Annotated in this window: 14 protein-coding genes; 8 read left to right on the top strand and 6 right to left on the bottom strand. The window is 72.3% G+C overall.

The annotated features are described in order from the left end of the window. Nucleotides 1–70 precede the first annotated feature (70 nt). Complete coding sequence (locus ACFVYA_RS36615) at nt 71–658, top strand: helix-turn-helix domain-containing protein (RefSeq protein WP_093949400.1); 588 nt, start codon at nt 71–73, stop codon at nt 656–658. On the opposite strand, the gene ACFVYA_RS36610 is transcribed toward ACFVYA_RS36615, so the two are convergent. Beyond that, a complete protein-coding gene (locus ACFVYA_RS36610; protein WP_285991289.1) occupies nt 655–1,143 on the bottom strand; it encodes a GNAT family N-acetyltransferase in 489 nt (162 codons plus the stop codon). The two genes, ACFVYA_RS36615 and ACFVYA_RS36610, sit on opposite strands and share 4 nt — an antisense overlap. An 18-nt stretch (nt 1,144–1,161) precedes the next feature. Here ACFVYA_RS36610 and ACFVYA_RS36605 point away from each other — a divergent pair, with 18 nt between their 5' ends. Beyond that, a complete protein-coding gene (locus ACFVYA_RS36605; RefSeq protein ID WP_387051616.1) occupies nt 1,162–1,731 on the top strand; it encodes a helix-turn-helix domain-containing protein in 570 nt (189 codons plus the stop codon). On the opposite strand, the gene ACFVYA_RS36600 is transcribed toward ACFVYA_RS36605, so the two are convergent. After that, complete coding sequence (locus ACFVYA_RS36600) at nt 1,706–2,113, bottom strand: WHG domain-containing protein (RefSeq protein ID WP_387051614.1); 408 nt, start codon at nt 2,111–2,113, stop codon at nt 1,706–1,708. The genes ACFVYA_RS36605 and ACFVYA_RS36600 overlap by 26 nt on opposite strands. Nucleotides 2,114–2,400: 287 nt before the next feature. Here ACFVYA_RS36600 and tuf point away from each other — a divergent pair, with 287 nt between their 5' ends. Both tuf and ACFVYA_RS36590 read left to right on the top strand, forming a co-directional pair. Further along, complete coding sequence (gene tuf / locus ACFVYA_RS36595; protein ID WP_387051612.1) at nt 2,401–3,585, top strand: elongation factor Tu; 1,185 nt, start codon at nt 2,401–2,403, stop codon at nt 3,583–3,585. Between the two features lie 243 nt (nt 3,586–3,828). Next, entirely contained in the window at nt 3,829–5,286 is a 1,458-nt protein-coding gene (locus ACFVYA_RS36590) for a glycoside hydrolase family 28 protein (protein ID WP_387051660.1), read from the top strand. Between the two features lie 43 nt (nt 5,287–5,329). Here ACFVYA_RS36590 and ACFVYA_RS36585 read toward each other — a convergent pair whose 3' ends face one another. Beyond that, on the bottom strand, nt 5,330–5,545 hold the full coding sequence (locus ACFVYA_RS36585) for a hypothetical protein (protein ID WP_285991293.1): 216 nt from the start codon (nt 5,543–5,545) through the stop codon (nt 5,330–5,332). A 144-nt stretch (nt 5,546–5,689) separates the two neighbouring features. On the opposite strand from ACFVYA_RS36585, the gene ACFVYA_RS36580 reads away from it, so the two are divergent. The 3 genes from ACFVYA_RS36580 to dmpG are packed head-to-tail and all read left to right on the top strand — an operon-like array spanning nt 5,690 to nt 8,801. Further along, the gene (locus ACFVYA_RS36580) at nt 5,690–6,829 is read left to right on the top strand and encodes an MFS transporter (protein WP_387051609.1); all 1,140 of its coding nucleotides are present in this window, start codon (nt 5,690–5,692) and stop codon (nt 6,827–6,829) included. 50 nt (nt 6,830–6,879) lie between these two features. Further along, nucleotides 6,880–7,779 (top strand): acetaldehyde dehydrogenase (acetylating), encoded by a 900-nt coding sequence (locus tag ACFVYA_RS36575; protein WP_387051607.1) that lies wholly within the window; start codon nt 6,880–6,882, stop codon nt 7,777–7,779. Continuing rightward, nucleotides 7,776–8,801, top strand: a complete 1,026-nt coding sequence (gene dmpG / locus ACFVYA_RS36570; RefSeq protein WP_387051605.1) for a 4-hydroxy-2-oxovalerate aldolase — start codon at nt 7,776–7,778, stop codon at nt 8,799–8,801. The genes ACFVYA_RS36575 and dmpG overlap by 4 nt, the downstream gene beginning before the upstream one ends. Before the next feature lie 8 nt (nt 8,802–8,809). Here dmpG and pip read toward each other — a convergent pair whose 3' ends face one another. Both pip and ACFVYA_RS36560 read right to left on the bottom strand, forming a co-directional pair. After that, nucleotides 8,810–9,748, bottom strand: coding sequence for a prolyl aminopeptidase (gene pip, locus ACFVYA_RS36565; RefSeq protein ID WP_387051604.1), 939 nt, complete (start codon nt 9,746–9,748; stop codon nt 8,810–8,812). Nucleotides 9,749–9,774: 26 nt separating this feature from the next. After that, a complete protein-coding gene (locus ACFVYA_RS36560; protein ID WP_387051602.1) occupies nt 9,775–11,289 on the bottom strand; it encodes an FAD-dependent monooxygenase in 1,515 nt (504 codons plus the stop codon). 63 nt (nt 11,290–11,352) lie between these two features. Here ACFVYA_RS36560 and ACFVYA_RS36555 point away from each other — a divergent pair, with 63 nt between their 5' ends. After that, entirely contained in the window at nt 11,353–11,985 is a 633-nt protein-coding gene (locus ACFVYA_RS36555) for a TetR/AcrR family transcriptional regulator (RefSeq protein WP_387051600.1), read from the top strand. A gap of 70 nt (nt 11,986–12,055) precedes the next feature. Here ACFVYA_RS36555 and ACFVYA_RS36550 read toward each other — a convergent pair whose 3' ends face one another. After that, nucleotides 12,056–13,519 (bottom strand): amidase, encoded by a 1,464-nt coding sequence (locus ACFVYA_RS36550; RefSeq protein WP_387051658.1) that lies wholly within the window; start codon nt 13,517–13,519, stop codon nt 12,056–12,058. Nucleotides 13,520–13,563 lie beyond the last annotated feature (44 nt).

Here is a 13,563-nt window from a genome sequence, read left to right as displayed (position 1 = left end):
CGATGAACCCGTGGTGGCGAATCCGACAACTAATGTTGCCATTTCCGGGACGGGCGGGTTTCCTGGGAGCATGACGGACGCGATCACCCAGGCCCTGGCCGAGGTCGGCCCCCGGCTCAAGCGGGTCCGCACGCAGCGGCGGGTCACCCTGGCCGACCTGTCGGCGGCGACGGGCATATCCAAGAGCACGCTGTCGCGGCTGGAGTCCGGCCAGCGCAAGCCGAGCCTGGAACTGCTGCTGCCGATCGCCCAGGCCCACCAGGTGCCGCTGGACGAACTGGTGGGCGCACCGGAGGTCGGCGACCCCCGGGTCCGCCTGACCGCACGCCGCATCCCGCGGCACAACGGCGCGGCGATGACGGTGCTGCCGCTGACCCGGCAGCCGGGCGCGCCGCAGGCGTTCAAGATGATCCTGGAGCCGGAGACGGGCGAACCCGATCCCCAGGTCCACGAGGGGTACGAGTGGCTGTACGTGCTGTCGGGCCGGCTGCGCCTGATCCTGGCCGACCGTGACATGACGCTGGGCCCTGGCGAGGCGGCGGAGTTCGACACCCGCCTCCCGCACTGGTTCGGCGCGGTCGGCGGCCGCCCGGCGGAGATCCTCAGCCTGTTCGGCAAGCAGGGGGAGCGGCTGCATCTGCGGGCGAAGTCGCGTTAGCCCAGTTCGCGCTGCATCAGCAGGGTGTCGAGCCAGCGGTCGTGCTTGAAGCCGACGCGGCGCAGCACGCCCGCGTCGGTGAAGCCGGCCGCGCGGTGCAGGCTCCGCGACGCCGGGTTGCCGGAGTCGACGATGACCGCGATCGCCTGCCGGGCCCCGGCGTCTTCGCACCGCTTCAGCAGTTCGTCGAGCAGCCGCCGGCCGTGGCCCCGGCCGGCGGCCCGCGGCGCGAGGTAGATCGTCGTCTCCACCGAGTACCGGTACGCCGGCTTCGGGCGCCACGGCGCGGCCAGCGCGTAGCCGAGGACCTCGCCCGCCTCGGCGAGCACGAGGAAGGGCCACGCGCTTTCGCGGATCTTCGCGCGCCACTGCTCCGCGGTCGGCGGTGTGGTTTCGAACGTGACGACGGAATCGGTGACGTACGGCGCGAAGACGGCGGCGACACCTTCGGCGTCGGCCGCCGTTGCTTCCGCTATAGTGGACATAGCCGCTATTATAGAGGAATGATCGATCCGGTGTCACTCGGCCGCCACCTGCACGACCTGCGGGCGGCCCGCGGACTGGCGCTGAGTGCCCTGGCCGGCCAGGCGGGCGTCAGCGTCAGCATGCTGTCGGCCATCGAGCGCGGCGAGAAGACGCCGACGGTCGTGGTGCTGTCCCGGATCGCCGACGGCCTCGGGCTGTCCCTGTCCCGGCTGCTCGCCGACCTCGAAACCGGCCGCGTCATCGTCCGCCGCGCGGCGGAGCAGGACCACGTCACCGAACCCGGCGGCTGGCACCGCACGGTGCTGACCCCGGTGGTCCCCGGCGTCAACTTCGAGTGGATCCGCACCACCCTCCCGCCGGGCTGCGACGCGGGTGCTTTCCCGGCGTACGCCCCGGGTTCCCACGAGTTCGTCGCCGTCGAGTCGGGCGAGCTGTGCCTGGGGGTCGGCGAAGAGGAGTACGTCCTGGCGGCGGGTGATTCGGTGTACTTTCCCGCCGACGTCGGGCATTCCTACGCGAACCGTGCCGGAAAGCCGTGCGTGTACCACGTTGCGGCGTTGATCATGCGCCCCCGTTCGGCGGGATGAGCCCGAGCGACGAGATCAGCCGTGCGATCTCGTTGTGGTACAGCTTGGCCGGGTTGGTGGTCTGGGCGCGCAGGTGGCCGAGCACCTCGAAGGAGACCGGCCCGTGCAGGTGGCCCCAGATCCGGAGGGCGAGCGCAACCGTGGCCGGTGGCAGTCCCGGGAACTCGGCCTGGACCTCCCGCACCAGCTTTTCGTCGAAGTCGGCCCACTCGAAGCTGTCGTCGGTGTAGCGGTCCTTCGCCTGCGGCCACGCCCCCGCGGCCAGCTCGGTCAGGCCCGCGCACACACGGTGCGCGGCCTCGGGCGCTGCGCCGCCTTCGGGGGGCTGGTAGCCGGGACCGGGTCGCCGTAGACGAGCCCCGACCGCGACGACCTGCTCCACGAAACCCTCGACGAGCGCCGGTTCACCGTCGGCTACCAGGACTGATTTCCCGGAAAACGGGGTGACACGGCCGCGAAGGCCGTGTCACCCTTCCCGTCATGTTCCCCGTGTCCGATAGCGCGACGCTCGCAGGCCTGTCCCTGCCGAGCGCCCTGTCGGCACGGCTGACCGGCGCTCGAAGCTGACCCTTCCCCGATTTCCCCCGCCCTGGGCGCGAAACCGCCGGGGGAGGGTCGACGCGCTCCGCCCGGTTTCGCGCATTCTTCCTTCCAGCGCAGGGAAAACCCATGACCAAGCACCACTACGTGCGGACCAAGCCGCACCTGAACATCGGCACGATGGGGCACGTCGACCACGGCCAGACCACCCTCACCGCCGCCATCACCAAGGTGCTCGCCGAACAGGGCGGGGCCAGCTACGTCGCCTTCGACCGCATCGACCGCGCGCCCGAGGAGATCGAGCGCGGGATCACCATCAACATCGCGCACGTCGAGTACGAGACGCCGACGCGGCACTACGCGCACGTCGACATGCCGGGCCACGCCGACTACGTCAAGAACATGATCACCGGTGCGGCTCAGCTGGACGGCGCCGTGCTCGTGGTTTCGGCGCAGGACGGCGCGATGCCGCAGACCCGCGAGCACGTCGTCCTGGCGCGCCGGATCGGGGTCGAGCACCTCGTCGTGGCGCTCAACAAGGCCGACGTCGCCGACGACGAGGAACTGCTCGACCTGGTCGAGCTCGAGGTGCGGGAGCTGCTGACCCGCTACGGGTTCGACGGCGACGCCGTGCCCGTGGTCCGGGTCTCCGGGCTGCGCGCGCTCGAGGGCGACCCGCGGTGGACGCGGCGGATCCTCGACCTCCTGGAGGCCGTCGACGCGCACGTGCCGATCCCGCCGCGGCGGCTCGACCTGCCGTTCCTGATGCCGATCGAGAACGTCCTCACCATCACCGGCCGCGGCACCGTCGTGACCGGTGCGGTGGAGCAGGGCACCCTCGCCGTCGGCGACGCGGTCGAGGTGATCGGGCTCGGCCCGGCGGTGACCAGCGTGGCCACCGGGCTCGAGACCTTCGGCAAGCCGATGGACCGCGCCGAGGCCGGCGACAACGCCGCGGTGCTGCTGCGCGGGGTGAAGCGCGGCGAGGTCCGGCGCGGCCAGGTCGTCTGCCTGCCGGGCAGCGTCCGGCCGCACCGGCGGTTCCGCGCGGACGTCCACGTCCTGTCGGCCGCCGAGGGTGGCAGGCGGACGCCGTTCGCGGCGAACTACCGGCCGCAGTTCCACTTCCGCACCAGCGATGTCGTCGGGGTGGTCGCCCTCGCCGAAGGTGTCACGGTCGTCCGCCCGGGCGATGCGGCGGAGCTGACCGTGGAGCTGGGGCAGCCGGTCGCGATGAGCCCGGGCCTCGGGTTCGCCATGCGCGAGGGCCGGCTGACGGTCGCCGCGGGCACCGTCCGCGAGGTGCTGGACTGAAGATCGGGCTCGTCCCCGCCCGCGGGCGGGGACGAGCTTGACTCATCCGATCAATTGCTCTTAGCTGAACGACGCATCCCGATCCGCCGTCGGAAGCACCTTGGTGTGCTTTTGCCATGGCGAGTTGAGGGAGTTTTCGTGGGAAGAGCGTTGAGCCGCCGCCGTGCCGTCACCTGGGGAGCCGCGGGCGCCGCGGGTGCTGCCCTGCCAGCGGTCGGATCTCCACCGGCCGCGGCCGAAGAACTGGGGGGTCCGCCGGGGAGCTTCTTCGACGTCACGAAGTTCGGCGCGAAGGGCGACGGGCGCACCATCGACACCGCCGCGATCAACCGGGCGATCGACGCCGCCGCGACCCGCGGCGGCACCGTCTACTTCCCGGCCGGGACGTACGCGAGCTATTCGATCCACCTCAAGAGCAACATCGCGCTGTACCTGGGTGCCAACGCGACGATCCTCGCCGCCGCGCCGGCCGGCGGCCGGGGCTACGACCCCGCCGAACCGGGCGCGGGCAACCCCTACCAGGACTTCGGGCACAGCCACTGGCACAACAGCCTGATCTGGGGCGAGAACCTCGAGAACGTCACCATCGAAGGCCCCGGCCGGATCGACGGCAAAGGCCTGGTCGCCGGCGGCAGCGCGGAATCCGCGCCGCTCAACGGGAACAAGGCGATCGCGCTCAAGCTGTGCCGCAACGTCGCGATCCGCGACATCACCATCGTCAACGGCGGCCACTTCGGCATCCTCCCGACCGGCGTCGACAACTTCCGCATCGACGGCCTGGTGATCGACACCAACCGCGACGGCATCAACATCGACTGCTGCAAGAACGTCCGGATCGCCGGCACGACGGTGAACTCCCCGAACGACGACGCCATCGTGCTCAAGAGCACCTACGCGCTGAACCAGGTGCGCGACACCGAAAACGTCACCATCGATAACTGCTTCGTCAGCGGCTACGACCTCGGCACCCTCGTCGACGGGACGTTCAAAACCGCGGGGTACGGCCGCACGGGCCGCGTCAAGTTCGGCACCGAATCCAACGGTGGCTTCCGCAACATCGCGATCTCCAACGTCGTCTTCGAACACTGCCGCGGCCTGGCGCTGGAGACGGTCGACGGCGGGTGGCTGGAGGACGTCACGATCAGCAACCTGACGATGCGCAACGTCCAGATGCCGCTGTTCCTGCGGCTGGGCGCGCGGATGCGCGGGCCGGCCGGCATCCCGGTCGGGTTCCTGCGCCGGGTGAGCATCAGCGACGTCACGACGATCGACGCCGACCCGCGTTACCCGTCGTGCTTCGCCGGGATCCCCGGCCACCCGATCGAAGACGTCAAGCTGAGCAACATCCGCCACCACCTGGCCGGCGGCCTCACGCCGGGCGACGCCGTGCCGAACCCGCCGGAGCTGGAAACCGCCTACCCCGAGCCGTCGATGTTCGGCACCCTCCCGGCGTCCGGCTTCTTCGTCCGGCACGCCCGGGAAATCAGCTGGGACAACGTGGACGTGCGGTTCGGCAAGCCGGACACCCGCCCGGCCTACGTCCTGCGGGACGTGACCGACGCCGACGTGCACCACTGCCGGGCGGACCAGGTGGTGGGCACGCCGACGTTCGTCCTCGACGACGTGACCGATTTCCGGGTGAGTGACGGCCGTCCGGTGCCGGAGGCCCGGGTGGCGCACGCGGATCACCAGGAACTGTGAGGAGTTCCGGCCGGGTCCTGGCGCCGCCGCGGGACCCGGCCGGTCAGCGGCCGCGCAGCTTGGGGCGGGCCAGGCCGACCGCGGACAGCACGATCAGGGCCACCGCGGCCACCGCCGCGATCACCGCCGGGACGGGCGCCCGGCCTTCGGTGCCGGTCAGGGTGAGGATGCTCGAGACGAGCAGAACCGCCCCGACGCCCAGGAACAGCCAGCACAGCGAAGCCGTGGCGGGGATGAAGTGCCAACGCCGGTCGGCCATCGAAACCTCCTCGATCGGGTGCTTCCCGGAATTTCCCCGATCGCGAGTCGATCAAACCGGCGGAAACCCGCCATGACCCGGCCCGGCGAGCAAGCTGTCGCAAAGCTGCCAGCTCCCGCGATCCGCCGCCGGTTCACTGGCCGCATGAACGCCTCACCACCGCGGTGGGCCGCCGTTTTCGCCGTCACCGTCGGGATCTTCGCCATCGTCACCCTCGAAATCCTGCCGATCGGGCTGTTGACGCCGATCGCGGCCGGGTTCGGCGTCTCGGCCGGGACCGCCGGCTGGACCATGACCGTGCCCGGCTTCGTCGCCGCCGTCGCCGCGCCGGTGGTCACCGTCGCGGCCGGCCGGATCGACCGGCGGCTGATGCTCAGCGGCCTCATGGTGCTGCTCGCGGCCGCCGGCTTCCTCACCGCCGCCGCGCCGGCGTTCGGGGTGCTGCTGGCCGGCCGGTTCCTCGTCGGCGTCGTCATCGGCGGCTTCTGGTCGATCGGCGCCGGCCTGGCGCCCCGGCTCGTCGGGACGGCGGCCGCCGCGCGGGCGACGTCGGTGATCTTCGCCGCCGTGCCCCTCGGTTCGGTGCTGGGAGTGCCGCTCGGCACCCTCGTCGGGCAGCTCGCGGGCTGGCGGACGGCGTTCCTCCTGCTGGGTGTCCTGAGCCTGGCGACGGCCGCCGCCCTCGTGCTCCTCATGCCGCCCCTGCCGCCGTCGGAGGTCACCCGGCCGGCCGTCTTGGGCGGACTGCTGCGACGTCGCGATGTCCGAAGTGGACTGCTGGTGACGTTCCTCGTGGTCCTCGCCCACTTCGGCACCTACACCTACCTCACGCCGCTGCTGCGGCACGTCGTCCGGCCGGCGGTGCTCAGCGGCTACCTGCTGGCCTACGGGGTGGCCGGGATCGCCGGCACCTTCCTGGCGGGCCGGCACGGAAAGGGCTTCGCGCTCGCGGCGGCCGTCATCGCGCTGACGGTCTTCGCGCTGCCGCACACCGGGCCGATCGGCGCGCTCGTGACCCTCGTGGCGTGGGGTGTGGCCTACGGTGCGGTGCCGGTCTACTCCCAGGCCTGGTTCGCCCGCGCGGCGCCGGACGCACCCGAAGCCGCCACCGTCCTGTTCACCGCGTCCTTCCAGGCGACGATCTCCGCCGGCGCGCTGGCCGGTGGCTTCGTGGTCGACGCGGTGTCGGTCCCGGCCGTGATGACCTGCGGGGGAGTGGCCGCGCTGCTGGCCGCGGCGGTGATTCGGGGCGTCCGCCGGGCGCCGGACCGGGCGTTCCCGTGAACGGAACGCCTGACTGTCGTCGGCCGGGGCCGCGGTGCGACGGTCGGGACATGGCTCCCGTGATGGCGGCGATCGTCGGCCCCGGCAACATCGGCACCGATTTGCTGGCGAAGCTGCGACGCAGTGAAGTGATCGAAGTCGGTTACGTGGTCGGCGTGGTCGAGTCGGACGGTCTCGAGCGCGCCCGCGCGCAGGGGATCGCGGCGTCCGCGGACGGCGTCGACTGGCTGCTGCGCCAGGATCCCTTGCCCCAGCTGGTGTTCGAAGCGACCTCGGCGAAGGCGCACGCCGCGAACGCCCCGCGGTACGCCGAGGCCGGCATCCAGGCGATCGACCTGACCCCGGCGCACCTCGGCCCGATGGTGTGCCCGCCGGTGAACCTCGGCGCGCACCTGGACGCGCCGAACGTCTCGATGATCACCTGCGGCGGCCAGGCCACGATCCCCATGGTGCACGCCGTTTCCCGGGTGACCGCGGTCCCGTACGCCGAGATCGTCGCCTCGGTCGCTTCGCGCGGAGCGGGCCCCGGGACGCGGGCGAACATCGACGAGTTCACGCGCACGACGTCGCAGGCGGTGGCCGAGATCGGCGGCGCCGGGCGCGGCAAGGCGATCATCATCCTCAACCCGGTCGAGCCGCCGATGATCATGCGGGACACGGTGTTCTGCGCGATCGGCATCGACGCCGACCGCGACGCGATCACCGCGTCGATCCACGAGATGGCCGAGCAGGTCCGCCAATACGTGCCGGGGTACACGCTGCGGGCGGACCCGCAGTTCGACGACGCGCGCGAGGAGTGGGACGGGCACGCGCGGGTCGGCATCTTCCTCGAGGTCCGCGGCAACGGCGACTACCTGCCCGAGTACGCCGGGAACCTGGACATCATGACCGCCGCGGCCGCCCGGGTGGGCGAGCTGATGGCCCGCGCGAAGCAGGAGGTGCCGGCATGACTCGCCCGGAACTGCGCCACGACGTCCGGATCGTCGATACGACACTGCGCGACGGCAGTCACGCGATGGCGCACCGGTTCACCGAACAGCAGGTCGGGGACACGGTCCGGGCGCTCGACCGCGCCGGTGTCGAGGTGATCGAGGTGACCCACGGCGACGGGCTCGGCGGTTCCTCGTTCACCTACGGCTTTTCCGCCGTCGACGAACTCAAGCTGATCGCCGCGGCCCGCGAGGAGGCGAAGCGGGCGAAGATCGCCGTGCTGCTCGTGCCCGGCATCGGCACGGCGGAGGACCTCCGGCGCGCCTTCGACGCGGGCGCGGAGATGGTGCGGGTGGCGACGCACTGCACCGAAGCCGACGTCTCGCCGCAGCACTTCGGGCTGGCGCGCGAACTCGGGATGGAGACGGCCGGCTTCCTGATGATGGCGCACCGGACGCCGCCGGAAGACCTCGCCAAGCAGGCCCGGATCATGGTGGACGCGGGCTGCCAGGCGGCGTACGTGACGGACTCGGCGGGCGCGCTGCTGATGCACGAGGCCCGCGCCCGCTTCGAAGCCCTGGTCGCCGAGGTGGGCGACACGGCGTGGGTCGGCTACCACGGGCACCAAAACCTCTCCCTCGGCGTCGCGAACTCGGTCCTGGCGTACGAAGCGGGCGTCCGGTACATCGACGGATCGCTGTGCGCGCTCGGCGCGGGCGCGGGCAATTCGCCGACGGAGGTCCTGGCGGCGGTGTTCGACCGCCTGGAGATCGACACGGGCCTCGACGTCGCCGCCCTGCTCGACGCGGCCGAGGAGGTGGTCCGCCCGTACCTGCACCGCTGGCCGAAGATGGACCGCAACGCGATCGTCCAAGGCTGGGCCGGGGTGTATTCGAGCTTCCTGCTGCACGCCGAGCGCGCGGCGGAACGCTACGGCGTGCCGGCGCAGGCGATCTTGCGCCGGTGCGGCGAGCTCGCGTTGGTGGGCGGGCAGGAGGACATGATCATCGACGTCGCGGTGCAGCTGGCGGCGGAGGGGTAGGCGACCGGTCAGCGCGCGAAACGGTCCAGCGCCGCGAGCTTCCACGCGCGTTTGACGTCGCTGGGGCCATGCCCGGAGCGGTCGTCGACGAGCAGTTCGGCGCCCGGCCACGCTTCGGCCAGCTCCCACGCCGTCGTGACCGGGCAGCTGAGGTCGAGCCGGCCGTGGATCAGCACGCCGGGGATGCCCGCGAGGCGCCCGGCGTCGCGGATCACCGCGCCTTCCTCGAGCCAGCCGGCGTGGGCGTAGTAGTGCGTGGTGAGCCGGACGAACGCCAGCAGCGCGTCGTCCGGAGGTCCACTGTGGACCTCTGCCGCGGCGCCCGGTTCGAGGGACAGGACCGTTTCTTCCCAGGCGTTCCACGCGAGGGCGGCGCGGTCCCGCCGGTCCGGGTCCGCCATCAGCCGGGCGTAGGCGCCGACGACGTCGTCGTCCCCGGCGACGTCGCGGAAGCGTTGCCACGCCTCGGGGAAGAAGCGGCCGGCGCCGCGGTACAGCCAGTCGATCTCCGATCGGCGCGTGGTGCTGATCGCGTTGACCACGATCTCCGTCACCCGGTGCGGGAAGCGCTCGGCGTACACCAGCGCGAGCGTCGTGCCCCACGAGCCACCCGTCACCAGCCAGCGTTCGATGCCGAGGTGCTCCCGCAGCCGTTCGAGGTCGGCGACGAGGTGGCTCGTGGTGTTGTGCCGCAGTGACGTCGCGGGGTCGGCCGCGTGCGGACGGCTCCGGCCGCAGCCGCGCTTGTCGAGCAGCACGACGCGGTACCGGGCCGGGTCGAACACCCGCCGCATGCCGGGCGAGCAGCCCTGGCCGGGGCCGCCGTGCAGCACGACCGCCGGTTTTCCGTCGGGGTTCCCGCAGGTCTCCCAGTACACGTGGTGCCCGTCGCCGACGTCGAGCAGCCCGTGGTCGTGGGGCTCGATGGGCGGGTGGAGTGCGATCACCCGCCCATCCTGCCCCGGTCCGTGCCTCAGGCGGGTGCGCCGAACCACCCGCGCAGCGCCGCGTCGAGGCCGGCGGCCGAACCGTCCTCGCGTGCCCAGGCGATGTGCCCGTCCGGCCGGACCAGCACGCCCGTCAGCGCCGGCTCGCTGTCGCACTTCGCGGTCAGCACGCCGACCCGCCCGGCCCAGCCGCTCGCCGTCTCGCGCAGGCCGGCGTCGTCGCCGAGGTCGAGCAGGAGGGCCTTGCCGTCGTGGAGGCGCTCGCCGAGCCGGGTGCCGTCGGCGAAGGCGAAGTCGGGCGCGGCGCGGCCGGTGAGGTCGTGCTCGCCGTCGATCGCGTAGCGGTGCAGGACGCCGGAGAGCTTCTTGGCGAGGTAGGTCGCGCCGTCGCCGGTGAAGAGCAGATCGGTGACGACCTGGCGCAGCGCCTTGGTCCGCACGTCGCTGCGCATCAGCGCGACCTGCGCCCGGGTCCACTCGAGGACCCACTCGCCGATCGGGTGCCGCTCGGACGTGTAGGTGTCGAGCAGGCCCTCGGGGGCCCAGCCGTGGATGGTCGCGGCGAGCTTCCAGCCCAGGTTGACCGCGTCGCCGATGCCGAGGTTGAGGCCCTGCCCGCCGAAGGGGGAGTGCACGTGTGCCGCGTCCCCGGCCAGCAGCACGCGGCCCTGGCGGTAGGTGGTCGCCTGGCGCGCGTTGTCGGTGAAGCGGGTCGCGCTGTGGACCTTCGTCACCCGGATGTCCGCACCGGAGACGCGCCGGAAGCTGTCTTCGAGTTCCTGCGCGGTGATCGGCGCGTCCCGGTCCGGGGGCGGCCCGTCGAACTCGACGGTGAGCATCCGCCCGGGCGTCGGCCCGTGGACGTAGAGCCCGCCGGTGCCGTGCTGCCACCCCGCGGGCAGCGCGTCGGCACCGGTGAGTTCGGCCATCGCCTGCCGTCCGGTGATGGCGGGATCGGTCCCGGGGAACTCGAAGCCGGCCTGCTTGCGCACGAAGCTGCGGCCACCGTCGGCTCCGACGAGCCAGCCGGCGCGCACGGGTCCGCCGTCGGAAAGGTGCACGGTGACGCCGTCGTCGCCGGCGTCGAACCCGGTGACCTCGACACCCCGCCGGATCTCGACCCCCAGTTCGGCGGCACGCGCGGCGAGGATCGCCTCGACGGCCTGCTGCTGGATCACGACCACCCGGGCGGCGGGCCCGACGTCCCGGAAGGCCGGGTCGGCGAAGTCGACCTCGCCCGAGGTGACCATGATCCCGGCGAAGTGCCCCACCGGAACGGCCTTCGGCCCACCTCCGCCGCGTGATTCGAGGAACTTCTGGATCTGCGCGAAGTTCTGCTGCACGACTTCGTCCATGGCGGGCAGCAGCCCCCGCCGGTAGAAAGCTTCGGCCGTGGTCAGGTTGACCGACCCGGCCTTGATCGTCTGGTCCGGCTCGGGCAGCCGTTCGACGACGAGCACGTCCACGCCCGCCAGCCGCAGTTCACACGCCAGCATCAAGCCGACCGGTCCGCCCCCGGAGATCACCACATCCCTGTTCATGGCTTCGATGATGCCGGGAAACTTTTACCGAGTCAAACTTTGATCCCGGTCTATAGTTGGGGCATGCCGGATCCGGGACTGCGCGAGCGGAAGAAGCAGGCCACCCGCCTGCTGATCTCCAACGTGGCCACAGGCTTGTTCGTCGAGCGCGGATTCGAGGAGGTGACCGTGGCCGAGATCGCCGAGGCGGCGGGCGTCTCGAAGATGACGGTGTTCAACTACTTCCCGCGCAAGGAAGATCTGTTCCTCGACCGCCACGCGGACCGCCTGGCGGAGCTGACCTCGGTGGTGCGGTCCCGGCCGGCGGGGGTGTCGCCTTGCGAAGCTCTGCGGCGTCACCAGCACGAGCTGCTTTCCACCGGGCACCCGCTCTCGGGCGCGATCGCCGGTGGCCCGGGGTTCTGGTGGGTGCTTACGTCGAGCCCGGCGCTGATGGCGCGGTGGTACGAGCAGGAGCGCGAGATCGCGGACGCGTTCGCTGCGGTGCTCGTCGCGGAGACGGGTGATGCCTTCCGGTCCCGGATGGTGGCGGGCTTGCTGACGACGGCGATCACGACGGTGTTCGCGCACGCGATGGGCCGGATCGTGGCGGGCGACGACGCGGAACTGGTCCGGCGGGAGCAGGTGGCGGTGGTCGACCAGGCCTTCGACCTGGTGGAACGCGGAGTGGGTGCGTTCCCGGAGCCGGCGGGCTGACGTCGGCGCGCAAGTGCCGGATGGTCGGCGGGTTCGCGACGAAGCGGCAGCCGGCGTTGCCGATCCGCGGCTAATTCAGCGGCGGTCGGCGCCCAGCCCACGGCCGGGCCCGTTCGAGCTGGCCCGCCAGCCGCAACAGCGTGTCGTCGGCGCCGAGCCGGCCGACGAACTGGCTGCCGATCGGGAGCCCGTCCGCGGTCCAGTGCAGGGGGACGCTCATCGCGGGGCGGCCGGTGAGGTTGGCCAGCTGCGTGTAGGGCACCCAGCCGAGGTTGTCGGAAATCATCCGCTCCACCACCGGCGTGTGCCGCAGCAACCCGGCCGCCCCGGCGGCGAGCAGGGCCCGCTGCGCCGCGCGCAGCGGCGCCGGGGCGGTGAATGCGCCGATCCGCGGCGGCGGTGTGGCCGTCGTCGGGGTCAGCAGGAGGTCGTAGGACTCGTGGAACCCGGCGAGCCGCCGGGTGTGCTCGTGGCGCCGTTCGATGGCGCGCACCAGGTCGACCGAGCTGGTGGCCCGGCCCAGCGCGGCCATGGTGCGGGTGTCGAGTTCGAAGGCCGCGTCACCGGCTCCGCTCACCGCCCGGCATTCGGCCATGGCGTGCGCGCAGCTGACGAACCAGCTGGTCAGGAAGTCGCGGGCCAGTGCGGCGTCGTCGAACGGCTGCGTGGCCAGCTCCACCACGTCGTGCCCGAGTTCGTCGAGCAGATCACCGGCCGCACGCGCGGCGGCGACGGCTTCCGGGTGCGGGGCCGGGTTGATGGCGCTGGCGGTGCACAGCGCGACGCGCAGCCGGCCCGGGTTGCGCCCGGCCTCGTCCGCGAAGGGCGTCCGCGGACCGGCGGCGAGGTAGGGCGAAAGCGGTGTCGGGCCGGCGAGGACGTCGAGCATGGCCGCGGTGTCGCGGACGGAGCGGGAAATCACGCCGTCGGTGGCGGTGCCGCCGAGTCCTTCGGCGCGGGACGGCCCGGCCGGGATCAGGCCGCGTGAAGGCTTGAGCCCGAACAGCCCGCACGCCGACGCCGGGATCCGGATGGAGCCACCCCCGTCGCTGGCACCCGCGCAGGGCACGATCCCGGCGGCGACCGCGGCGGCCGCGCCACCGGAGGACCCACCCGGCGTGTGGCCGGTGTTCCAGGGGTTGCGGGCGGCGCCGAACAGGTCCGGTTCGGTGATGCCCTTGGCCCCGAATTCGGGGGTGTTGGTCTTGCCGAAGACGACCAGCCCGGCATCGAGCCAGCGCTGGACCACGGTGCTGGTCTCGGCGGCGGGCACCGCCGCCATCGACCGCGAGCCGGCGCTGGTGGGCGTCCCGGCCAAGTCCTGGTGGAGGTCCTTGATCAGGAACGGAACGCCGGCGAAGGGCCCGTCCGACGCGCCGGCGGGCGGGTCCACCTCGCGCACGACGGCGTTGAGCCGCGGGTTGACCTGCGCCAGCCGGTCCTGGGCCGCCTCGAGCAGCTCCGCCGGGGTGACCTGGCCTTCGCGGACCAGAGCGGCCAGGCTCACGGCGTCGTGGTTCGGGTAGTCGTCCATGGGGTGATCCTGCCGCACGCCGCGGAGTTTCCGGTCCGACCGGC

Source organism: Amycolatopsis sp. NPDC058278, from assembly GCF_042881395.1.
Classification (GTDB): Bacteria; Actinomycetota; Actinomycetes; order Mycobacteriales; family Pseudonocardiaceae; genus Amycolatopsis.
The sequence above is the reverse complement of the archived record's forward strand: the minus strand, read 5'-3'. Positions and strand labels throughout refer to the sequence as shown.